General features: G+C 69.9%; 10 protein-coding genes. 4 read left to right on the top strand and 6 right to left on the bottom strand.

Annotated elements, in window-relative coordinates:
- Positions 1-18: 18 nt before the first annotated feature.
- The 4 genes from SD37_RS28645 to SD37_RS28630 all read right to left on the bottom strand — a co-directional run bounded on the left by SD37_RS28645 (position 19) and on the right by SD37_RS28630 (position 7,001).
- The gene (locus tag SD37_RS28645; protein WP_065913003.1) at positions 19-1,524 is read right to left on the bottom strand and encodes a DEAD/DEAH box helicase; all 1,506 of its coding nucleotides are present in this window, start codon (positions 1,522-1,524) and stop codon (positions 19-21) included.
- 370 nt (positions 1,525-1,894) lie between these two features.
- Complete coding sequence (locus SD37_RS28640) at positions 1,895-2,953, bottom strand: lytic polysaccharide monooxygenase auxiliary activity family 9 protein (RefSeq protein ID WP_044850837.1); 1,059 nt, start codon at positions 2,951-2,953, stop codon at positions 1,895-1,897.
- 135 nt (positions 2,954-3,088) lie between these two features.
- Positions 3,089-5,875: a beta-L-arabinofuranosidase domain-containing protein gene (locus SD37_RS28635; protein WP_044850836.1), complete on the bottom strand. Its 2,787-nt coding sequence runs from the start codon at positions 5,873-5,875 to the stop codon at positions 3,089-3,091.
- Positions 5,876-6,047: 172 nt separating this feature from the next.
- Complete coding sequence (locus SD37_RS28630) at positions 6,048-7,001, bottom strand: serine protein kinase RIO (protein ID WP_044850835.1); 954 nt, start codon at positions 6,999-7,001, stop codon at positions 6,048-6,050.
- Positions 7,002-7,266: 265 nt separating this feature from the next.
- Here SD37_RS28630 and SD37_RS28625 point away from each other — a divergent pair, with 265 nt between their 5' ends.
- A complete protein-coding gene (locus SD37_RS28625; protein WP_044850834.1) occupies positions 7,267-7,455 on the top strand; it encodes a hypothetical protein in 189 nt (62 codons plus the stop codon).
- A gap of 7 nt (positions 7,456-7,462) precedes the next feature.
- Here the strand turns inward: SD37_RS28625 and SD37_RS28620 are convergent, their stop codons facing one another.
- Positions 7,463-10,288, bottom strand: a complete 2,826-nt coding sequence (locus SD37_RS28620) for an ATP-binding protein (protein WP_044850833.1) — start codon at positions 10,286-10,288, stop codon at positions 7,463-7,465.
- A gap of 309 nt (positions 10,289-10,597) precedes the next feature.
- Between SD37_RS28620 and SD37_RS28615 the strand changes: the two genes are divergently transcribed.
- The 3 genes from SD37_RS28615 (at position 10,598) to SD37_RS28605 (ending at position 14,912) form a co-directional block, all read left to right on the top strand.
- Positions 10,598-11,761, top strand: a complete 1,164-nt coding sequence (locus SD37_RS28615; protein WP_044850832.1) for a S8 family peptidase — start codon at positions 10,598-10,600, stop codon at positions 11,759-11,761.
- Positions 11,761-13,308 carry a S8 family peptidase gene (locus SD37_RS28610; protein ID WP_044850831.1) on the top strand — a complete coding sequence of 516 codons (1,548 nt, stop codon included), beginning with the start codon at positions 11,761-11,763 and terminating at the stop codon, positions 13,306-13,308. Before SD37_RS28615 ends, SD37_RS28610 begins: the two co-directional genes overlap by 1 nt.
- A 71-nt stretch (positions 13,309-13,379) precedes the next feature.
- The gene (locus SD37_RS28605; RefSeq protein WP_044850830.1) at positions 13,380-14,912 is read left to right on the top strand and encodes a phytoene desaturase family protein; all 1,533 of its coding nucleotides are present in this window, start codon (positions 13,380-13,382) and stop codon (positions 14,910-14,912) included.
- A 53-nt stretch (positions 14,913-14,965) separates the two neighbouring features.
- On the opposite strand, the gene SD37_RS28600 is transcribed toward SD37_RS28605, so the two are convergent.
- Positions 14,966-16,417, bottom strand: coding sequence for a trypsin-like serine protease (locus SD37_RS28600; RefSeq protein ID WP_044850829.1), 1,452 nt, complete (start codon positions 16,415-16,417; stop codon positions 14,966-14,968).
- Positions 16,418-16,486: the final 69 nt, after the last annotated feature.

The raw sequence follows: 16,486 nt of genomic DNA, 5'->3' as shown, positions 1-16,486 counted from the left end.
CGGCTCCGTTCAGTTACTTCAGCTGTCGAAGCTGCGACGCGGGCGTCCGCCCGGACGCTGCGGGCGGCCGCTGCCGCCACCGGACTCGGTACGACGCGGGCGGCCGCGGAAGCCGCCGGGACGGCCGCCTTCGCGGTGACCGTGACCCTCGCGCGAACCCTGGTAGCCGCCGCGGTCGCCGCCACCGTAGCCGCGGCCACCGCCACGACGCGGGGACTCACGACGACGCTCGACGACCGGCTCACCGCTGGGCTGCTGCGCACCGGTGATGCGAGCGAGCTCGGCGTCGCCCGGGCGGACCGTGGTCTGCTCGGCGCGGACACCGGCGCGGTCGGTCATCCGGCGCACCATGCGGCGCTGGTCGTGGGTGACCAGCGTGACCACGACACCGGACGCCCCGGCGCGCGCGGTGCGGCCCGCGCGGTGCAGGTAGTCCTTGTGGTCGGCGGCCGGGTCCACGTGCAGCACGAGCGAGATGTCGTCGACGTGGATACCGCGCGCGGCGACGTCCGTGGCCACGAGGACCGGGGCGAAGCCTTCCTTGAAGTCCGCGAGGACCCGGTTGCGCTGGCCCTGCGTCTTGCCGCCGTGCAGTGCGGCCGCGTGGACGCCCTTTTCGCGCAGGCGCTCGGTGAGGCGGTCCACGTGGTGCTTGGTGCGGACGAACATGATCGTGCGGCCCTCGCGGGCGCCGATCTCGGTGATGATGTCCTGCTTGTCCTGGTGCGACACCTGGAACACGTGGTGGTCCATGGTGGTGACGCTCGCGGTCGACGGGGCGACCGAATGCGTGACCGGGTTGGTCAGGTACGCGCGGACCAGGCGGTCGACGTCACCGTCGAGGGTGGCGGAGAACAGCAGGCGCTGGCCGTCACGCGGGGTCAGGTCGAGGATCTCGCGGACCTGCGGCATGAAGCCCATGTCGGCCATCTGGTCGGCCTCGTCGAGCGCGATGAAGGTGCACTCCGACAGCGACGCGGTGCCCTGGCGGACGTGGTCCGACAGCCGGCCCGGGGTGGCGATCAGCAGGTCGACACCGCGGGAAAGCGCGTCGGCCTGGCGGGGGAAGGCCATACCGCCGACGGCGGTGCGGCACCACAGGCCGAGGGACTTGGCCAGCGGGGTCAGCGAGTCGGCGACCTGCATGGCCAGCTCGCGGGTCGGCACCAGGATCAGTGCGCGGGGGTGCTTCGGACGGGCCCTGCCGCCGTTGAGCCTGGTCAGCATGGCCAGGCCGAAGGCGAGGGTCTTGCCGGAACCGGTCTGCGCGCGGCCGAGGACGTCGCGGCCGGCGAGTGCGTCGGGGATGGTCGCCGACTGGATCGGGAAGGGGGTCGTGATACCGGCGTCGGCCAGTGCCCGCAGCAGGGGCTCGGGAAGACCGAGCTCCGCCCAGGTCTGGGCCTTGACCGTCTCGACGGCGTCGTCACGCAGCATCGCGTCACCCGTGGGACGGGTACGCGGCTTGCTGCGGTGCTGACGGGCCGACGGAGAAACGTGGCCGGAATTGAACGTGACTGTCACAAATGCCTCTCGGACATGACTCGTCGCAAGGGAGGCCCGGGCTGCCCGCGCGCAGGCAGGGCAAGATGGTGTGCGGTGGGCGTTCACAGGGACGAACCCGGCACACCGCGTCTGCGTGACACCGCGCGCCAATTGGTTGATACGGATACCGCGAGCCATTCGGTTGGCTTTGGAGGCGACGGACACCACTCATCCACGCCGCCGGTTGCGGTCTAGCACTACTGTACCGGACCGTTATCCGCCCTCCCAATTGGAGGGACCGATTGTGGGCAGGGTCTCCACGACGGCGTCGTCCGGTGGACGTCACGAAGGGGCCTCCCAAGGCGTGAAGCGCCTTGAAAGACCCCTTCGTGACACTGTGGACAGTCGGTCAGCTTCCCTGGCAGGTCACCGACGGCTGCGCCGGACTCGTCCCCGGGGAGTCGACCACGAGACCGAACGTCGTCTCGCCGTCCGGCGGCACCACGCCGTTCCAGTTGGCGTTGGCGACGTTCACCACGTTCCCCGTTTGGCTCAACGTCCCGTTCCACACGCTGGCGATCCGCTGCCCGGTGGGCAGCACCCAGCCCGCCCGCCAGCCGCTGTAGCCCGCCGTGCCGTGGTTCATGATCGTCACGGTCGCCTGGTAGCCGCCGGACCACGTGTTCGTGACGTTGAACATCGCCATGCACGAACCGCCTCCGGGCAGCGACGAGGTGGTCGTCGTCGACGAGGGCGGCGTGCCGGGGTCGTTGATCCCCGTCACCTCGCCGTTGCCGCCGTCGAACACGACGTCGGAGCAGCCGTAGAACGTCTCGGCGCTGTCCGAGCGCTTCCACACCGAGTAGATGATGTGCCTGCCCGTCTTGTTCGTGGGCAGCGCGCCGCTCCACTTGTACTGGCCCTCGACGCTGCCGACGGGGCCGGTCACCGGCGGGTGGTCCACGGTCAGGAACGGCTGGTCCTCGAAGTCGTCCCAGCGCAGTGCCCGGTTCGGATCCCAGCCGTCCTTGGTGACGTAGGTGTAGAACCAGCCCGGATGCGCCGCCCACGCGTTGTAGGAGAAGTCGAACGTCGCGCCGGCCGTCAGATGCGTGAGCGGCCAGTCGCCGACGCCGTCGTAACCGGCGAATCCGGGGTTGCCGCCCGAGCACAGCTTCCCGTCGGGGATGAAGCCGCGGGTGCGTCCGGCACCGTCGGAGCGCAGGACGGAGAACCAGTTGTAGAGCGAGTTCGCACCGCTGGTCCGGACGGCGGCGGCGCAGGCCGGATTGTGCGGGACGATCTCACCGGTCGGGGACAGGCCGTCCTTCCAGCAGAGGAACGTGCGGCTGCCCGGTTTCATCATCGCGCCGTGCGCGGCGGCGGTGCCGGTGTTCAGCACCATGGCGAGCACGCTCGCCAGCAGCACGGTCACGACGGCCAGGACGGTACTTCGTTGTTTCGTCACTCGGCTTCGCCCTTCTCCCATCGAGACATGGCCGCCTGTCCGTGGCGGCCATGGATGTGGGAGCGCTCCCATCAGGAGGGTAAAGCATTTCGGACAAACCTCGAAGAAGCTTTCACCGCAGTCGAAAAGCCTCGCTCACTTGGCGTAAGAGGCCTGCCTGGCGGTGGTGACGACCTTCCTGGCGTCCTCGGCGCCGAGGAGCCCGGCGTCCCGCCAAGCGGTGGTCTTCGCCTGGACCTGACGGATCAGCGCGCCCTTGTCGGCGAACGGCGCGGCCGCCCAGATCTCGTCCAGCAGGGTCGTGCCGCCGGGCTTCACCGGATTCGCCACCCCCGAGTCGAGGGCGCCGAACACGATCGCGGGTTCGGCGCGCTGGAAGTAGACGTGCGTCGGATCCTCGGTCCCCTCGAAGAAGGGCGCCAGTTCGACGCCGTCGAGGGTGAAGTGCAGTGGCTTGCCCGCGACGGTTTTCAGCGTGGGCAGCAGATCGCCCGACAGCCCGGCGTTGCGGTACAGGCCGAACCGCAGGAACGTCGTGCGGGGATCGCGGGCCACGAGGGCGACCGGGCCGTAGAACAGGCTCTGGATCTCCTGCGCGTCGGCCGCCTTCTCGACCCGGAGGCGGAACGGCGTGCGGACCTCGACGGTGTCGCCGTCCCGCCAGTCGCGGGAGAGCGGGAAGTAGGTGCCGGGCACGGCGGTCTGCCGCACCGGCTGCCCGTTGAGCAGGACCTCGAACCCGCCCGTGCACCATGCGGGCACACGCAGGCGCAGCGTGAAGGCGGCCTTGCCGCGCACCGTGAGCGTCGACCTCTGTTCGTACGGGAAGGCGGTCCGCTGGGTGAGCGTGATCCCCTTCTCGCGCCAGGACAGCGTCGACGGGCTGTAAAGGTTGACGTAGAGGGAGTTGCCGTCGGCGCCCTTGAGGTACACGGTGTCCTGGTACTTGGTCGCGCTCTCCATCCCGGTGCCCTCGCAGCAGGTAGTGCCCGCCTTCGGGGTGTAGTCCCGGACGTGGCCGGGGGTCAGCCCGATGAAGTAGGTGACCAAAGGCTTTTCCGCGTCCGCCTTGTCCTGTTTGGACCCGAGGACCTGGTTGTAGAGGGCGCGCTCGTAGTAGTCCATGTAGCGCGAGTCCTGCTCGTGGCAGAACAGCATCCGGCCGAGTTTGAGCAGGTTGTACGCGCAACAGGTTTCGGCGGTCACGTCGGTGAGGGTTCCGGCGATGAGCCCGGGTGCCTTCCAGAACTCGCCGGTGCTCGTTCCGCCGATGGAGTACATCCGGGGCGGGACGACCATGCCCCAGAAGTTCCGGGCCGCGTCGAGGTAGCGCGTTTCGCCGGTTTCGTCGTGGAGCCGGACCAGTCCGGTGAGGATCGGGATGTGCTGGTTGGCGTGCAGGCCGGTGAGGATGTCCTGGCCCGCCGCGCAGGAGTCGATCAGCCGGTCGAGATCGAAGAGCCGGGCCAGCGCGAGGTGTTCCGGGGCGCCGGTGACCGCGTGCAGATCGCAGATCGCCTCGACGATGCCGCCGAATTCGCCGCTGGAGAACAGGCCCCACATCCGTTGCAGCGTGGTCTTCGGCAGTTTCGAGAGCCGCGAGTACATCCAGTCGCCCATGCCGGACGCGAGGTCGAGCGCGCGCTCGTCACCGGTGTTGGCGTGGGCGTCGAGCAGGCCGCGGAGGATCTTGTGTGCGGTGTAATAGGGCGCCCAGACCTTCGTGTAGTCGCTGCCCGTCATGGATTCGAGCGCGATGAACTGGGTTTCCGGATAGGCGGCGAGGAAACCGGGGTGGCTCGGCCCGCCCCACGTGCGGCGCAGTTTCGCCGGTCCGGCGTGGCCGGACCGGTCCGCGAAGGTCCCCGTCGTCTCGGCGAAGGTGTACGACGCGAGGTCGCCGGTGGCGGACTCGTGCTGAAGCTTCGCGATCTCGTCGGCGCCGAGCGCTCGCGACCACAGGTTCGTCTCGCCGAACGCGCCCGCGAAGGCCGGGTCCGGATACAGCGAGCGGCCGAGCCAGTGGTTGCGCAAAGTGCCCAGTACGGCCGGATTCAGGGTCATCGAGGTGTTCCTGCCCGCCACGACACCGTTGACGTACAGCGTCCCGGTCGTCCCGGCGATGGTGACCGCGAGATGGCTCCAGGTGTTCAGCGGCAGGGCCGCCGAGCCGTCGATGGCCTGTTCCCGGCCGGCGCCGCCGTCGGTGATGGCGAACCGGGGGACACCGGAGGCGTTCCGGGCGGCGAGGTAGAGGTAGCGGTTCGTGTCGTCGCCGAAGTCGAACACCCTGGCCCACGCCGACGCGTGGGACGGCCGGACCCAGACCGAGACGGTGAGGTCGCGGGCGGTGGCCAGGACGGCGGGCGGGAGTTCGATGTACTGGGACGAACCGCGGACGTTGTCGACGCCCGAGCCGAACGGTCCGGACGCGGCCAGCCCGGTGGGGTCCTTCCGCAACGCCGTGCGGACTTCAGCGAGCGCGCCGATCATGGTGCGGATCTTGTCGGCGAAGACCGCCTCGCCAGTGCTGCCGTACGCCTGCGAAAGCATCGAGAGGAAGTGGCCCGTGTAGTGCCCGCGAAGGTTGCCGTTCGCCTCCCCGTCGAGGCCCTCCCAGCCGCCGGGGGCGACCGCGCCGAGAGTGGAAAGTCCCGCGTTGGCACGGAAAACCTGGAGCAACCGGTTGACGTCGTAGCCCCGGCCGTAGGCGAGCATGAGCGCTCGCTTGGCGGCGAAGACGCCTTGCTGCAAGGTCACGTCGGCGAGCTGGAACGGCTGGACCGCCCAGCGTGCCGGGACCGCCGCGGCGCTCGTGGGGATGGCGGCGGTCGCTTGCGTCGCGATGGCACTGACGGCGGGCACGGCGGTGGCGAGCGCCGCGGCGCGCAGCACGGTCCGGCGGCTGACGTTGGATTCCATGCGAGTCCTCACGTTCGATGAGTGTTAGCGCTAACATCTCGGGCTGGCGTGTGACCGGGAAATTCCGTTGGTGTGCCGGGGAAGTTACGGCGATCACAAGACGAGCGTCAAGCCCCGAACGGCCCGAGACCGCATCCAGAGGACGAAATGCGATCCCGGGCCGCAACGGGGATCAGCGCAGCCCGGCGATCTCCCGCAGTTCCTCGATCAGCTCGGGGACGGCGGTCAGCCGCTCCGGCAGGCCCCGCGAGTGGAACCACGTGGCGATGTTCCGCACGTCCCGCGCGAGGAACTCCAGCCCGCCGGGGTTGGCCACGATGTCGACCACCTGGGGCAGGTCGATCACCATGATCCGCTCGCGATGCACGAGCAGGTTGTACGCCGAGAGGTCGCCGTGCGCGAGCCCCTGCGACGCCAGGAGTTCCAGCATCGCCGCGGTCTGGAACCACAGTTCCCGCAACTGCTCGGGCTCGGGCCGGACCTGCGCCAGACGCGGCGCTGCCGTCTCGCCGTCACCGAGGAACTCCAGCAGGATCTCGGTGCCGTCGCGCTGCACCGGGTACGGCACCGGGGCGCCGACCGTCCAGAGCCTGCTCAGCGCGGTGAACTCGGCCACCGCCCATTGCTCGGCGATGAGGTTGCGGCCGAAGCTGCTGCGCGACTCCATGGCCCGCATTTCGCGGGACCGCCGCATCCGCCTGCCTTCGAGGTAGCCGGCGTCGCGGTGGAACAGCCGGTGTTCCCCGCTGCGGTACCGCTTGGCGGCCAGCACCGTGCCCTCGGTGTCGGGCAGGCCCCGCCGCACGAGATGGACGTCGGCCTCCTTGCCGGTCTTGAGGATGCCGAGTTCGGTGTCCACCGCCGCCAGTTCGGTGATCACCCAGTCCGGTCGCGGATGCGGGCCGTGTTCGGCTTCGTCCCAGGTGCTCCAACGGTCGCCGCCACCGGGGATGGCGGTCTCGGTGTAGGCGTCTTCACGCAGCCGGGCGAGCCGGACGCGTTCGGCCTCGGTGAGCCGTCCGCCGCGGGTGGGTTCGGGCTCGTCGTCGAACCGGGCACGCCGGGAACGGCGCGGACGGTCGGTCTTCTCAAAAGCGTGGGAATCTTCGAGATCGTGCTTGCGCACTGGTGGGTTCTCCTAGTCAGGGGTGCCCCACCGGGCGAGCGTCGTGGCTCAGCCTCGAGGGGCGAGTGGATGGGGGCGGCAAAGGCCCCGGACAGTCATCAGCACGAGGCACCTCCCAGTCGCATCCACCGGCACCCTCGGCCGGATCGCGCACGATCATGACGGACGTCGTCCCGCACCCGCAACCGAATTAAATCGGGTGCTCGTGAGTGGCGATGAGGGTTAGAAACGTCTTTACCACTCACGACGCTCGGGGGAGGGCCGGTTGGCGAAGCGGCGGTACGTGGCGAGAGGTGTGCCCGGCGGGTACCGGATCTGGGACACCAAGGCACGGCGGTGGTGGGGCGACCACTACGAGCTGTGCCCCGACGACTTGCTCACCGAGCTGAACGGATCCGCCGACCCCTCGCGGATCACCGCCCTGCTCAACCGTTACCGGGCGCTTCGGCGATGAGCCGTCACTACGCGGACCGCAGCCCCGCCAGTTCACTCCTCGACCGCACCTTCAGCTTGCGCAGCACGCTCGCGACGTGCTGTTCCACCGTGCGCCGGGACAGGAACAGCACCTCGGCGATCTCCCTGTTCGTATGCCCGGCCGCGAGCAGCCGGGCGACGTCGCGTTCGCGCGGGGACAGTTCGTCGCCGTAGCCCCGGCGGCCGCGCCGGGAGGGGGCGACCGCGCCGGTGGACCGGAACGCGTGGCGGCAGCGCGCGGCGTCGCGGGTGGCGCCGAGCCGGTCGAACGCCTCCGCGAGCGCGGCGAACGTCTCGGCGACGTCCTCGTTCACGGCGAGGCGGCACCGCGTGGCCCGTTCGGCGATCAGCGCCGCGTGATACGGCGCGGGGAGGGCGTCGAAACGGGTCCGCGCCTGCTCGAAGGCTCTGATCGCCTCGGCGTGGTCACCTCGCGAAGCCGCGATGAGCCCGCGGTTCGCGGCCAGCGCGGCGCGGGTCGACGGCGCGTCGAGGTCGCCGATCTCGCGTTCGAACTCGTCGGTCAGCGCCTGCGCCGCGGCGTCCCGGCCGGTGACGCAGTACGCGTCGACGGCGGCCATCAGCAGATCGGCGCCCCAGGCCCAGACACCCTTGGCGCGCAAGAGTTCCAGCCCCTTCTCGGCCTGCGCGACGGCGGCCTCGCCGAGGTCCTGCGCGAGCAGCATGCCCGCCATCCCGGCGTGCGCGGCGATGGCGACCGGGGTGAACGCGTTCTCCGGCTGGTCCGCCGCGGTTCCGGCGAACCGGGCCGCGGCTTCGTCCCATTCACCGCGGGCGGCGGCGAGCAGGCCCAGCACCAGGCACAGTTCGCTGGTCACCGGCAGGAGGTCGCGGTACTCGTCGATCAGCGCGTCCGCCCGTTCGGCGAGGCCGTCCCAGTTCCCGGTGAGCCAGTCGGTGTGGACCGCCGTCGCGCGCGCCGTGCTGACGACGTACGGCGCGCCGCAGTCGGCGGCCAGCTGCATCCCGCTGCGCAGCAGGCTTCTGGCGCGCCGGTGGTGGCCCGTCCAGGCGCAGGCGTCGGCGCCGTTGCAGTGCAGCCGCGCCAGATGCCGCTGCTCGTCGGCCGAACCGACGCTGGTGGGCGCCCGGTCCAGCATGGCCCAGCCGCGCGCGTCCCCGATGTGCAGCCTCGACGCCACGTTGTTGGCCATCAGGATGATCCTCAGCCGCTGGTCGGTGGCCCGTTCGATCAGCCCGTCCACCCGGTCCATCCAGCGCCGGTGTTCGCGCAGCGGGGTCGCGCCGACCCAGGGCTGCGCGAGCACCCCCATCCCGCGTCCGGCGAGGTCGGGCCGGTCGGCGAGGTCGTTGACGGCGATCTCGATCTCGGTCCTCGCCGCCTCCAGCCCGCCCGCCTGGCGGACCAGCAGGAGCCCGAGCCCCAGCCGGACCTCGCCGCTCAGGCGTCCGGACAGCCTGCCGTCGGTGAGCAGCTTTTCCAGTGCGGGGACGACTTCGGCCTGGGCGAGGCCGTTGCACGCCACCGAACTGAACTTGACCGCCAGTCTGTCCACATCGGACGGTTGCAGGCCGGGCTCGTCGAGCAGTGTGCGGAGCAGATCCGTCGCCGTGGCGAGGTCGCCGACCGTCGACGCCTGATCGGCGGCCGCCTCGCCGTACTTCAGCGCTCCGGCCCGGTCTCCCGCCTTGCGGCAGTGTTCGGCGAGCCGCACCAGCGACTGCGGGAGACGATCGCGCAGGAGCCGGGCGGCGCGCCGGTGCAGTTCCTGCCGATCGGGTCCGGGAATGGCGCGGTAGACGGCCCGCTGGGCGAGTGTGTGCCGGAAGCCGTACTCACCTTCGCCGGTCTCCACCAGGACGTTGCGTTCGAGCGCGAGGATCAGCGCGCGGTGGGCGCGTTCGGGGGTGAGCGCGGCCGCGGCGGTCAGCAGGTCCGGAGTGGACGGTGTGCCGAGGACGGCGGCCGCCTCGGTGATCCGCCGGGCGGCGGACGGCAGCGCGGCGAGGCGTTCGAGCATGGCTTCCCGCAGCAGTGGCGGGACTTCGACCGCGTCGAGCAGGCGCCGCGCGGTCGCGCCGTCGGCGTGCGAAGCGCCCTCGATACCGGCGAGCGCGTGCGCGACCTCCTCGACCACGAACGGGATCCCCGCGGTCCGCTCGTGCAGCCGCGCGGCGAACTCCGCCGAGACGTTCGCCTCACCGAGCAGGGCCGACACCAGGGCCTGGACGCCGTCGCGGTCGAGCGGGCGGAGTGTGACGAGGATGTGCTCGGTGCCAGGCGCGGGCCGGAAGGCACTGCCGAGCGGGATGCCGCCGGGTGTTTCCTCGCGCCGGTAGGTGAGCAGGAGGGTCAATCCGGCGGGCGGATCGGTCATCAGGAACCGCAGCAGACGGCGGGAGCCGTCGTCCGCCCAGTGGAGGTCCTCGATGAGCAGGACATGCGGTCCCAGCGAGCCGAGCAGTTCCCGGACAGCGCGGAAGAGCCGGTGCCGTTCGGCCCTCGGGTCGCCGAGCCGGGGTGGCGGCTGGGGCAGGAAGGCGGCGAGTTCCGGCAGGTAGGGACCGAGGACGCCGGTCACGGGATTGAGCTCGTGTGGCGGGCGGACGTCCTTCAGCGCGTCGAAGACCACGCCGTACGGGAAGGGCTCCCGCAACGGCTGGCAGCTTCCGGAAAGGACCGGGCGCCCGGCGAGTTCGGGGCAGGCCAGCAGTTCGGTGGCGAGCCGGGTCTTGCCCACGCCGGCTTCGCCTTCGAGCATGATCACCGACGGCGAGCGCATGGCGCCGTCGAGGAGCACGCGTAGTTCAGCATCACGGCCGACGAGCACCGGCGAACTCGTCCTGCGTCGGCATCCACCGATCACCATGCCGGGTCACCCCCGCTTCACGAACCACACCGTTCGAGTGAACGCAGCTTAAGCGCGTGCTCAGTGCTCACGGAACCCGCTCGGGCGGTCACGGAACTTTCGTAGGGACGGGGGAATTCCCTATTAGATACGTAGTCCTACGGACCGTTGCCTCGCTTGTTCGCGCAGGTCCCGCCACCCGAAAGTGATTCCACAGTGACTGCTCGTCACGGCGCCGGTCCGGACCCTTGCCGGCGCGAACCACCTGTTCGAGTGAACGGAGCTCAGGAAATGCGTGGAGAACTTCGACGTCACCGGATCGCGGGCGTGGTACTCACCGGGGCCGCCGTCGCGGCTTCCGTGGCCTTCGCCGGACCGGCCACGGCCGCCGAGGGGCAGATCCGCGGCGCAGGCGTGCCGGGAGCAGTCACGGACGGGTACATCGTCTCGCTGAAGAGCGGTGACGCCGGCCTCGCGGCCAAATACGGCGGCCAGGTGAAGGCGACCTACACCGCCGCGCTGAACGGCTTCTCGGCCAAGATGACCGAGGCGCAGGCCAAGCGGCTCGCCGCCGACCCGAACGTCGACTTCGTCCAGCAGGACGCTGTCGCGCACATGACCGGGACCCAGACCAACCCGACCTGGGGCCTCGACCGCATCGACCAGAAGAATCTGCCGCTGGACAAGAAGTACACCTACCCGAACGACGGAGCCGGGGCCACGGTCTACGTCCTCGACACCGGTGTCGACTACCGTCAGACCGAGTTCGGCGGCCGCGCGAGCAGCGGTTACGACTTCATCGACAACGACAGCGACGCCCGTGACTGCCAGGGTCACGGCACGCACGTCGCCGGAACCGTCGGCAGTGCCACCTACGGCGTGGCCAAGGGCGTCAAGATCGTCTCGGTCCGCGTGCTGAACTGCCAGGGCAGCGGCCAGTACTCGCAGATCATCAGCGGGATCGACTGGGTCGTGAAGAACGCCAAGGGCCCGTCGGTGCTCACCATGAGCCTGGGCGGACCGGCCGACTCCGGGGTGGACGCCGCCGTGCGCCGCGCCGTCTCGGCAGGCATCACCAACACGGTGGCCTCGGGGAATTCCAACACGGACGCCTGCTCCACGAGCCCGGCCCGGGTGCGTGAGGCGATCACCGTCAACGCCACCCAGAGCGACGACCGCCGGTCCTCGTTCTCGAACTACGGCAGCTGCACCGACATCTTCGCGCCGGGGACCAGCATCACCTCGCTGCGCAACGGCGGCGGCACCCAGCAGATGAGCGGCACCTCGATGGCGACGCCGCATGTCGCCGGCGCGGCCGCGATCTACCTGACGTCGCACCCGTCGGCGACTCCGTCCGCGGTCGCGTCCGGCCTGGCCGACGCCGCCACCAACGGCGTGGTGACCAGCCCGGGCTCCGGTTCGACCAACAAGCTGCTGAACGTGGCGGGTCTCTGATGCGCCGCGGCGTACGGGTCGGCCTGGTGGCTGTCGCGGCCACCGCGCTGACGGCGCTCGCCGCCGGGAACTCCCTCGCCGAACAGGCGGAAGGCGTTGTCGTACAGGCGAACCAGCATTACGGGGACCAGTACATCGTGGTGCTCCACGACGTCGGCACCCTCGCGGTCGAGCAGTCCTCGGCTTCGCTGACCGGCCGCTACGGAGGTCAGGTCCGGTCGGCGTACCAGAACGTGCTCCGCGGGTTCTCCGTCAAGGGCATGTCCGAGCGGCAGGCCAGGCGGCTCGCGGCCGACCCGGCGGTCAAGGCGGTCTACCAGGACGGCACCGCGCGTGCGGTCGGCACGCAGACCAACCCGACCTGGGGCCTCGACCGCGTCGACCAGAAGAACCTGCCATTGGACAAGAGCTTCACCTACCCGAACACGGGCGAGGGCGTCACCGCGTACGACCTCGACACCGGGATCAACCCGGAGAACCCGGAGTACGAGGGGCGCGCGTCCATCGGCAAGGACTTCGTGGGCGGCAACGGGAAGGACTGCAACGGGCACGGCAGTCACACCGCGGGCACCATCGGCAGCAAGACCTACGGCGTGGCCAAGAAGGTCAAGCTCGTCGGGCTGAAGGTGCTGGGCAACGACTGTTCGGGCAACGGGCCGGACTCCGCCATCGTCGACGCGGCCGAATGGCTGACCGCGAACGGCACCAAACCGGCGGTGGCGAACCTGAGCCTGCGGATGGACCAGGTCGGGCTCGGCGACGACGTCATCAAGAAGTCCATCGCGGCGGGCTTCGTCTACGCGGTGGCGGCGGGCAACGAGAACCAGGACGCCTGCAACGTCAGCCCGGCCCGCGTCCCCGAGGCGATCACGGTCGGCGCCTCGGACCAGAGTGACAACAAGTCCTCGTTCTCCAACCACAGTTCGTGCGTGGACATCTTCGCCCCTGGCAGCAACATCACGTCGCTGTCCACTTCGAACGGTGGTTCGGCGAACATGAGCGGGACGTCGATGGCCACCCCGCATGTGGCCGGGGCGGCGGCGCTGTACCTCGCCGCGAACCGCGGTGCCACCGCGCAGCAGACGCGGGACGCGCTGGTGAACAACGCCTCCGGCGGCGTGCTCAAGGGACTGCCGGGCGGCACGGTCAACAAACTGCTGAACGTGTCGTTCATCGGCGGTGGCGGCCCCACGCCGACGTGCGGGGCCAAGTCGAACACCACACCGGTGTCCATTCCGGACGCGGGTGACGCGGTGACCAGTTCGGTGACGCAGGAAGGCTGCGACGGCAAGGCGTCGGCGACACTGCCGGTCAAGGTCGACATCGCGCACACCTACACCGCCGACCTGGCGATCGACCTGATCGGGCCGAGTGGCGCGGTGTTCGGCCTCAAGCAAGCGGGAGGGATCGGCGAGGCGACCGGCGTGCACACGTCGTACACGGTGAACGCCTCGTCCGAACCGGCGAACGGGACCTGGAAGCTGCGGGTCCGCGACGTTTACCGGTTCGACAGCGGGACGATCGAAGGATTCTCCATCACCTTCTGAGTCCTTGCGAACGGCGGTGCGCCGCGGTCACGATGACCGCGGCGCACTGTCGTTTTACTGGGAGGTCTTGCGTGGATTTCTACGATGCCGTGATCGTCGGTGGCGGGCACAACGGCCTGGTGGCAGCCGCCTATCTTGCCAGGGCCGGCCGCTCGGTGCTGGTACTGGAACGCCGCGACGAGGTCGGCGGGGCCGCGGTCTCGTTCCGCGCCTTCCCCGGCGTCGACGTCCGGCTTTCGCGCTACTCGTACCTGGTGAGCCTGTTGCCGCGCAAGATCATCGCGGATCTCGGCCTCAAGCTGGAGCTGCGACGGCGGCGGATGTCGTCCTACACACCTGTCGGCGACGGAGGTCTCCTTGTCGACACGGGTGACGACGGCCGTACGGCGGCGTCGTTCGCCAAGCTCACCGGGTCCACAAAGGACTTCGAGGCGTGGCAACGGTTCTACGCGATGACCGCCGGGGTCGCCGAGCGGACCTTCCCCACGCTGACCGAACCGCTGCGCTCCAGGGAGGAACTGCGTTCGGGTATCGACCCGGCGGCCTGGGACGCGCTGTTCGAACGGCCGATCGCGGAAACGCTCACCGGGATGTTCGGCGACGACACCGTCCGCGGCGTCGTCCTGACCGACGCCCTGATCGGGACCTTCGCCGACGCCGGGGATTTCCGGCAGAACCTTTGCCTGCTGTACCACGTGATCGGCAACGGGACCGGCGACTGGGACGTCCCGGTCGGCGGGATGGGCGCGGTGACCGGCGCGCTCGCGTCCACCGCGCGCGCCGCCGGGGCGCGGCTGGTGACCGGCGCCGAGGTGCTGTCCATCGATCCGGACGGCTCGGTGCGTTACCGGCTCGGCGACGAAGAAATCGGCGTGCGCGGCGGGCACGTGCTGGCGAACGTCGCGCCGCGGACGCTCGCGCGGTTGCTGGGGGAGGAGCCACCCGAGGCGCCGGAAGGCGCGCAGCTCAAGGTGAACATGGTGCTGTCACGGCTGCCGCGGCTGCGCGATCCGGGTGTCGACCCGCGCGAGGCGTTCGGGGGCACGTTCCACGTCAACGAAGGCTATGAGCAGCTGGCGACCGCGTACGCCGAGGCCGCCGCGGGCAGGATCCCGTCGCTGCCACCGTGTGAGATCTACTGCCACTCGCTGACCGATCCGTCGATCCTCGGTCCCGCCGAACGCTCCGCCGGTGTGCAGACGCTGACGCTGTTCGGGCTGCACATGCCCGCGCGGTTGTTCGCGGGCCGTGGCGACGCCGCGCGCGAGGAGGCGCTGCGGGCGACCTTGTCCTCTTTGGACAGTGTGCTGGCCGAGCCGATCGAGGACTGCGTGCTGCGCGCACCGGACGGCCGGTTGTGCGTCGAGGCGAAGACGCCCCTGGACCTCGAAGCCGAACTTGGCCTGCCCGCGGGACACATCTTCCACCGCGATCTGTCGTGGCCTTACGCGGCCGATGCCGCGCAGGTGGGGCAGTGGGGTGTCGAGACGGCACACGAGCGGGTGCTGCTCTGCGGTGCCGGGGCCGTGCGGGGTGGCGGTGTCTCCGGTATCCCCGGGCACAATGCCGCCATGGCGGTGCTTTGGCCGTCCCGGGTGTCATAAGGGGTCCCCATAGGACGAAATTCGTCCTATGGGGACCCCTCATGACACGCGCGCTAAAGGACCGTGAGGGTATAGACGGCGCTGGAGGTCTTGCCCGCCGAGTCCGTCGCGGTGACGGTCACCGGGTAGGTGCCGCGCTGGAAGGGCGCGACCACCTGCATGGTCGAGCTGCCACCGCTCGAGATCGTCTGCGGGTTGAAGAACGGCGCGAACGGCAGACCCTGCCCCGACGCCGACAGCTTGATCGTGCCCGTGCCGCCGGTGGCGGAAACGGTGACGTTGCTGAAGAAGCCGGGCTGGGAGGTCCCGCTGGTGGGGCTCAGGCTCACCTTGAGCTCACCGGGCTGAGGCCCGCCGGCGCCGACGGTCAGCGTCAGGTTCGTGGTCGCGGTGTCGGTGGTGCCCTTGCCCGAGATCGTGACCGTGTAGTCCTTTTCGGCCGTCCCGGCGGGCACCTCGATGCTCACCTTGGCCGACTCGCCCGAGTTGATGGACGTGGGCTGGAAGGTCGCCGTCGCGCCCTCCGGAAGACCGGACGCGCTCAGCTCGACCTTCTCCGCGCCGTTCTTGCCGGGCTTGCTGGTCACCGTGGCCGAAACGTATTTGCCCGGCTCGACCTTCAGCGAGGACGGCGTCACGGCGAGGGAGAACTTCTCCGGGTTCTGCGGCTCACCGATCTGCTGCTTGACCCAGTCGCCCATGTCGTTGTTGAGCCTGCCGTACACGCTGTACCACTTGAAGTCGCTGCGGCTCCACGACGCGACGCCGACGACCTTTCCGTCCACGATGAGCGGTCCGCCGCTGTCGCCCGGCAGGATCGTGACGTGGCCGTCGCTGTAGCCACTGCAGATCATCGTGGCTTCCTGGAAGCCCGCGCCGACGCCGCTGCAGTTGCTGCCCTGCACGATCGGCAGGGTGAACTTGTGCAGTTCGACGTTGCGGGTGTCGTCGTTGAAGTCCTTCTTGCCGTAGCCGAGCCCCAGCCCGGACTTGCCGGGCTTGTTCAGCTCCGTGTCGGCCGACGTCGCGACCTTCGCGTACTGGCCGCCCGGCACCGGGATGTCGGCGTCCGTGGTGACCACCGCGACGTCGTAACCCTGGTCGAAGTTGACGTACTTCGGGTGGGTGTCATAGCTGACGACGCCGACCCTCGTCCCGCCGCCGGCGTTGAGATCGTCCAGTCCGTAAAGGAAACTCTTCTCCCCGGACGCGGCCTTGCAGTGCGCGGCGATCAGGATCTTGCGCGGCGCGACGACCGAACCGGTGCAGGTCTGCCCCTGCGGCCTCGTCCCGCCTTCGCGAAGACCCGCGATGATGAACGGGTAGTCCCTGACCGAGGCCGGGGTGCCGCCGATGGAGTTCGTGTGCGGTCCGCCGGGGACGACCGCTTGATCCGTCGGGGTGACGGCGGTCAGGGGCGCGGCGGCCGCGGGCGCGGGCAGGAGGACCGAGAGGCAGCCGAGGGTGGCGGTGGCGATCCCCAGAAGCCGTTGTCTTCTGTTCACGGTTGTTCCTTTCCAGATGGCTGGAAATCACTTTCCGCAGGTACGCCTCGCGGAACAACCGAGGAAGAA

It is taken from the genome of Amycolatopsis orientalis, assembly GCF_000943515.2.
Lineage (GTDB): Bacteria > Actinomycetota > Actinomycetes > Mycobacteriales > Pseudonocardiaceae > Amycolatopsis > Amycolatopsis orientalis.
The sequence above is the reverse complement of the archived record's forward strand: the minus strand, read 5'-3'. Positions and strand labels throughout refer to the sequence as shown.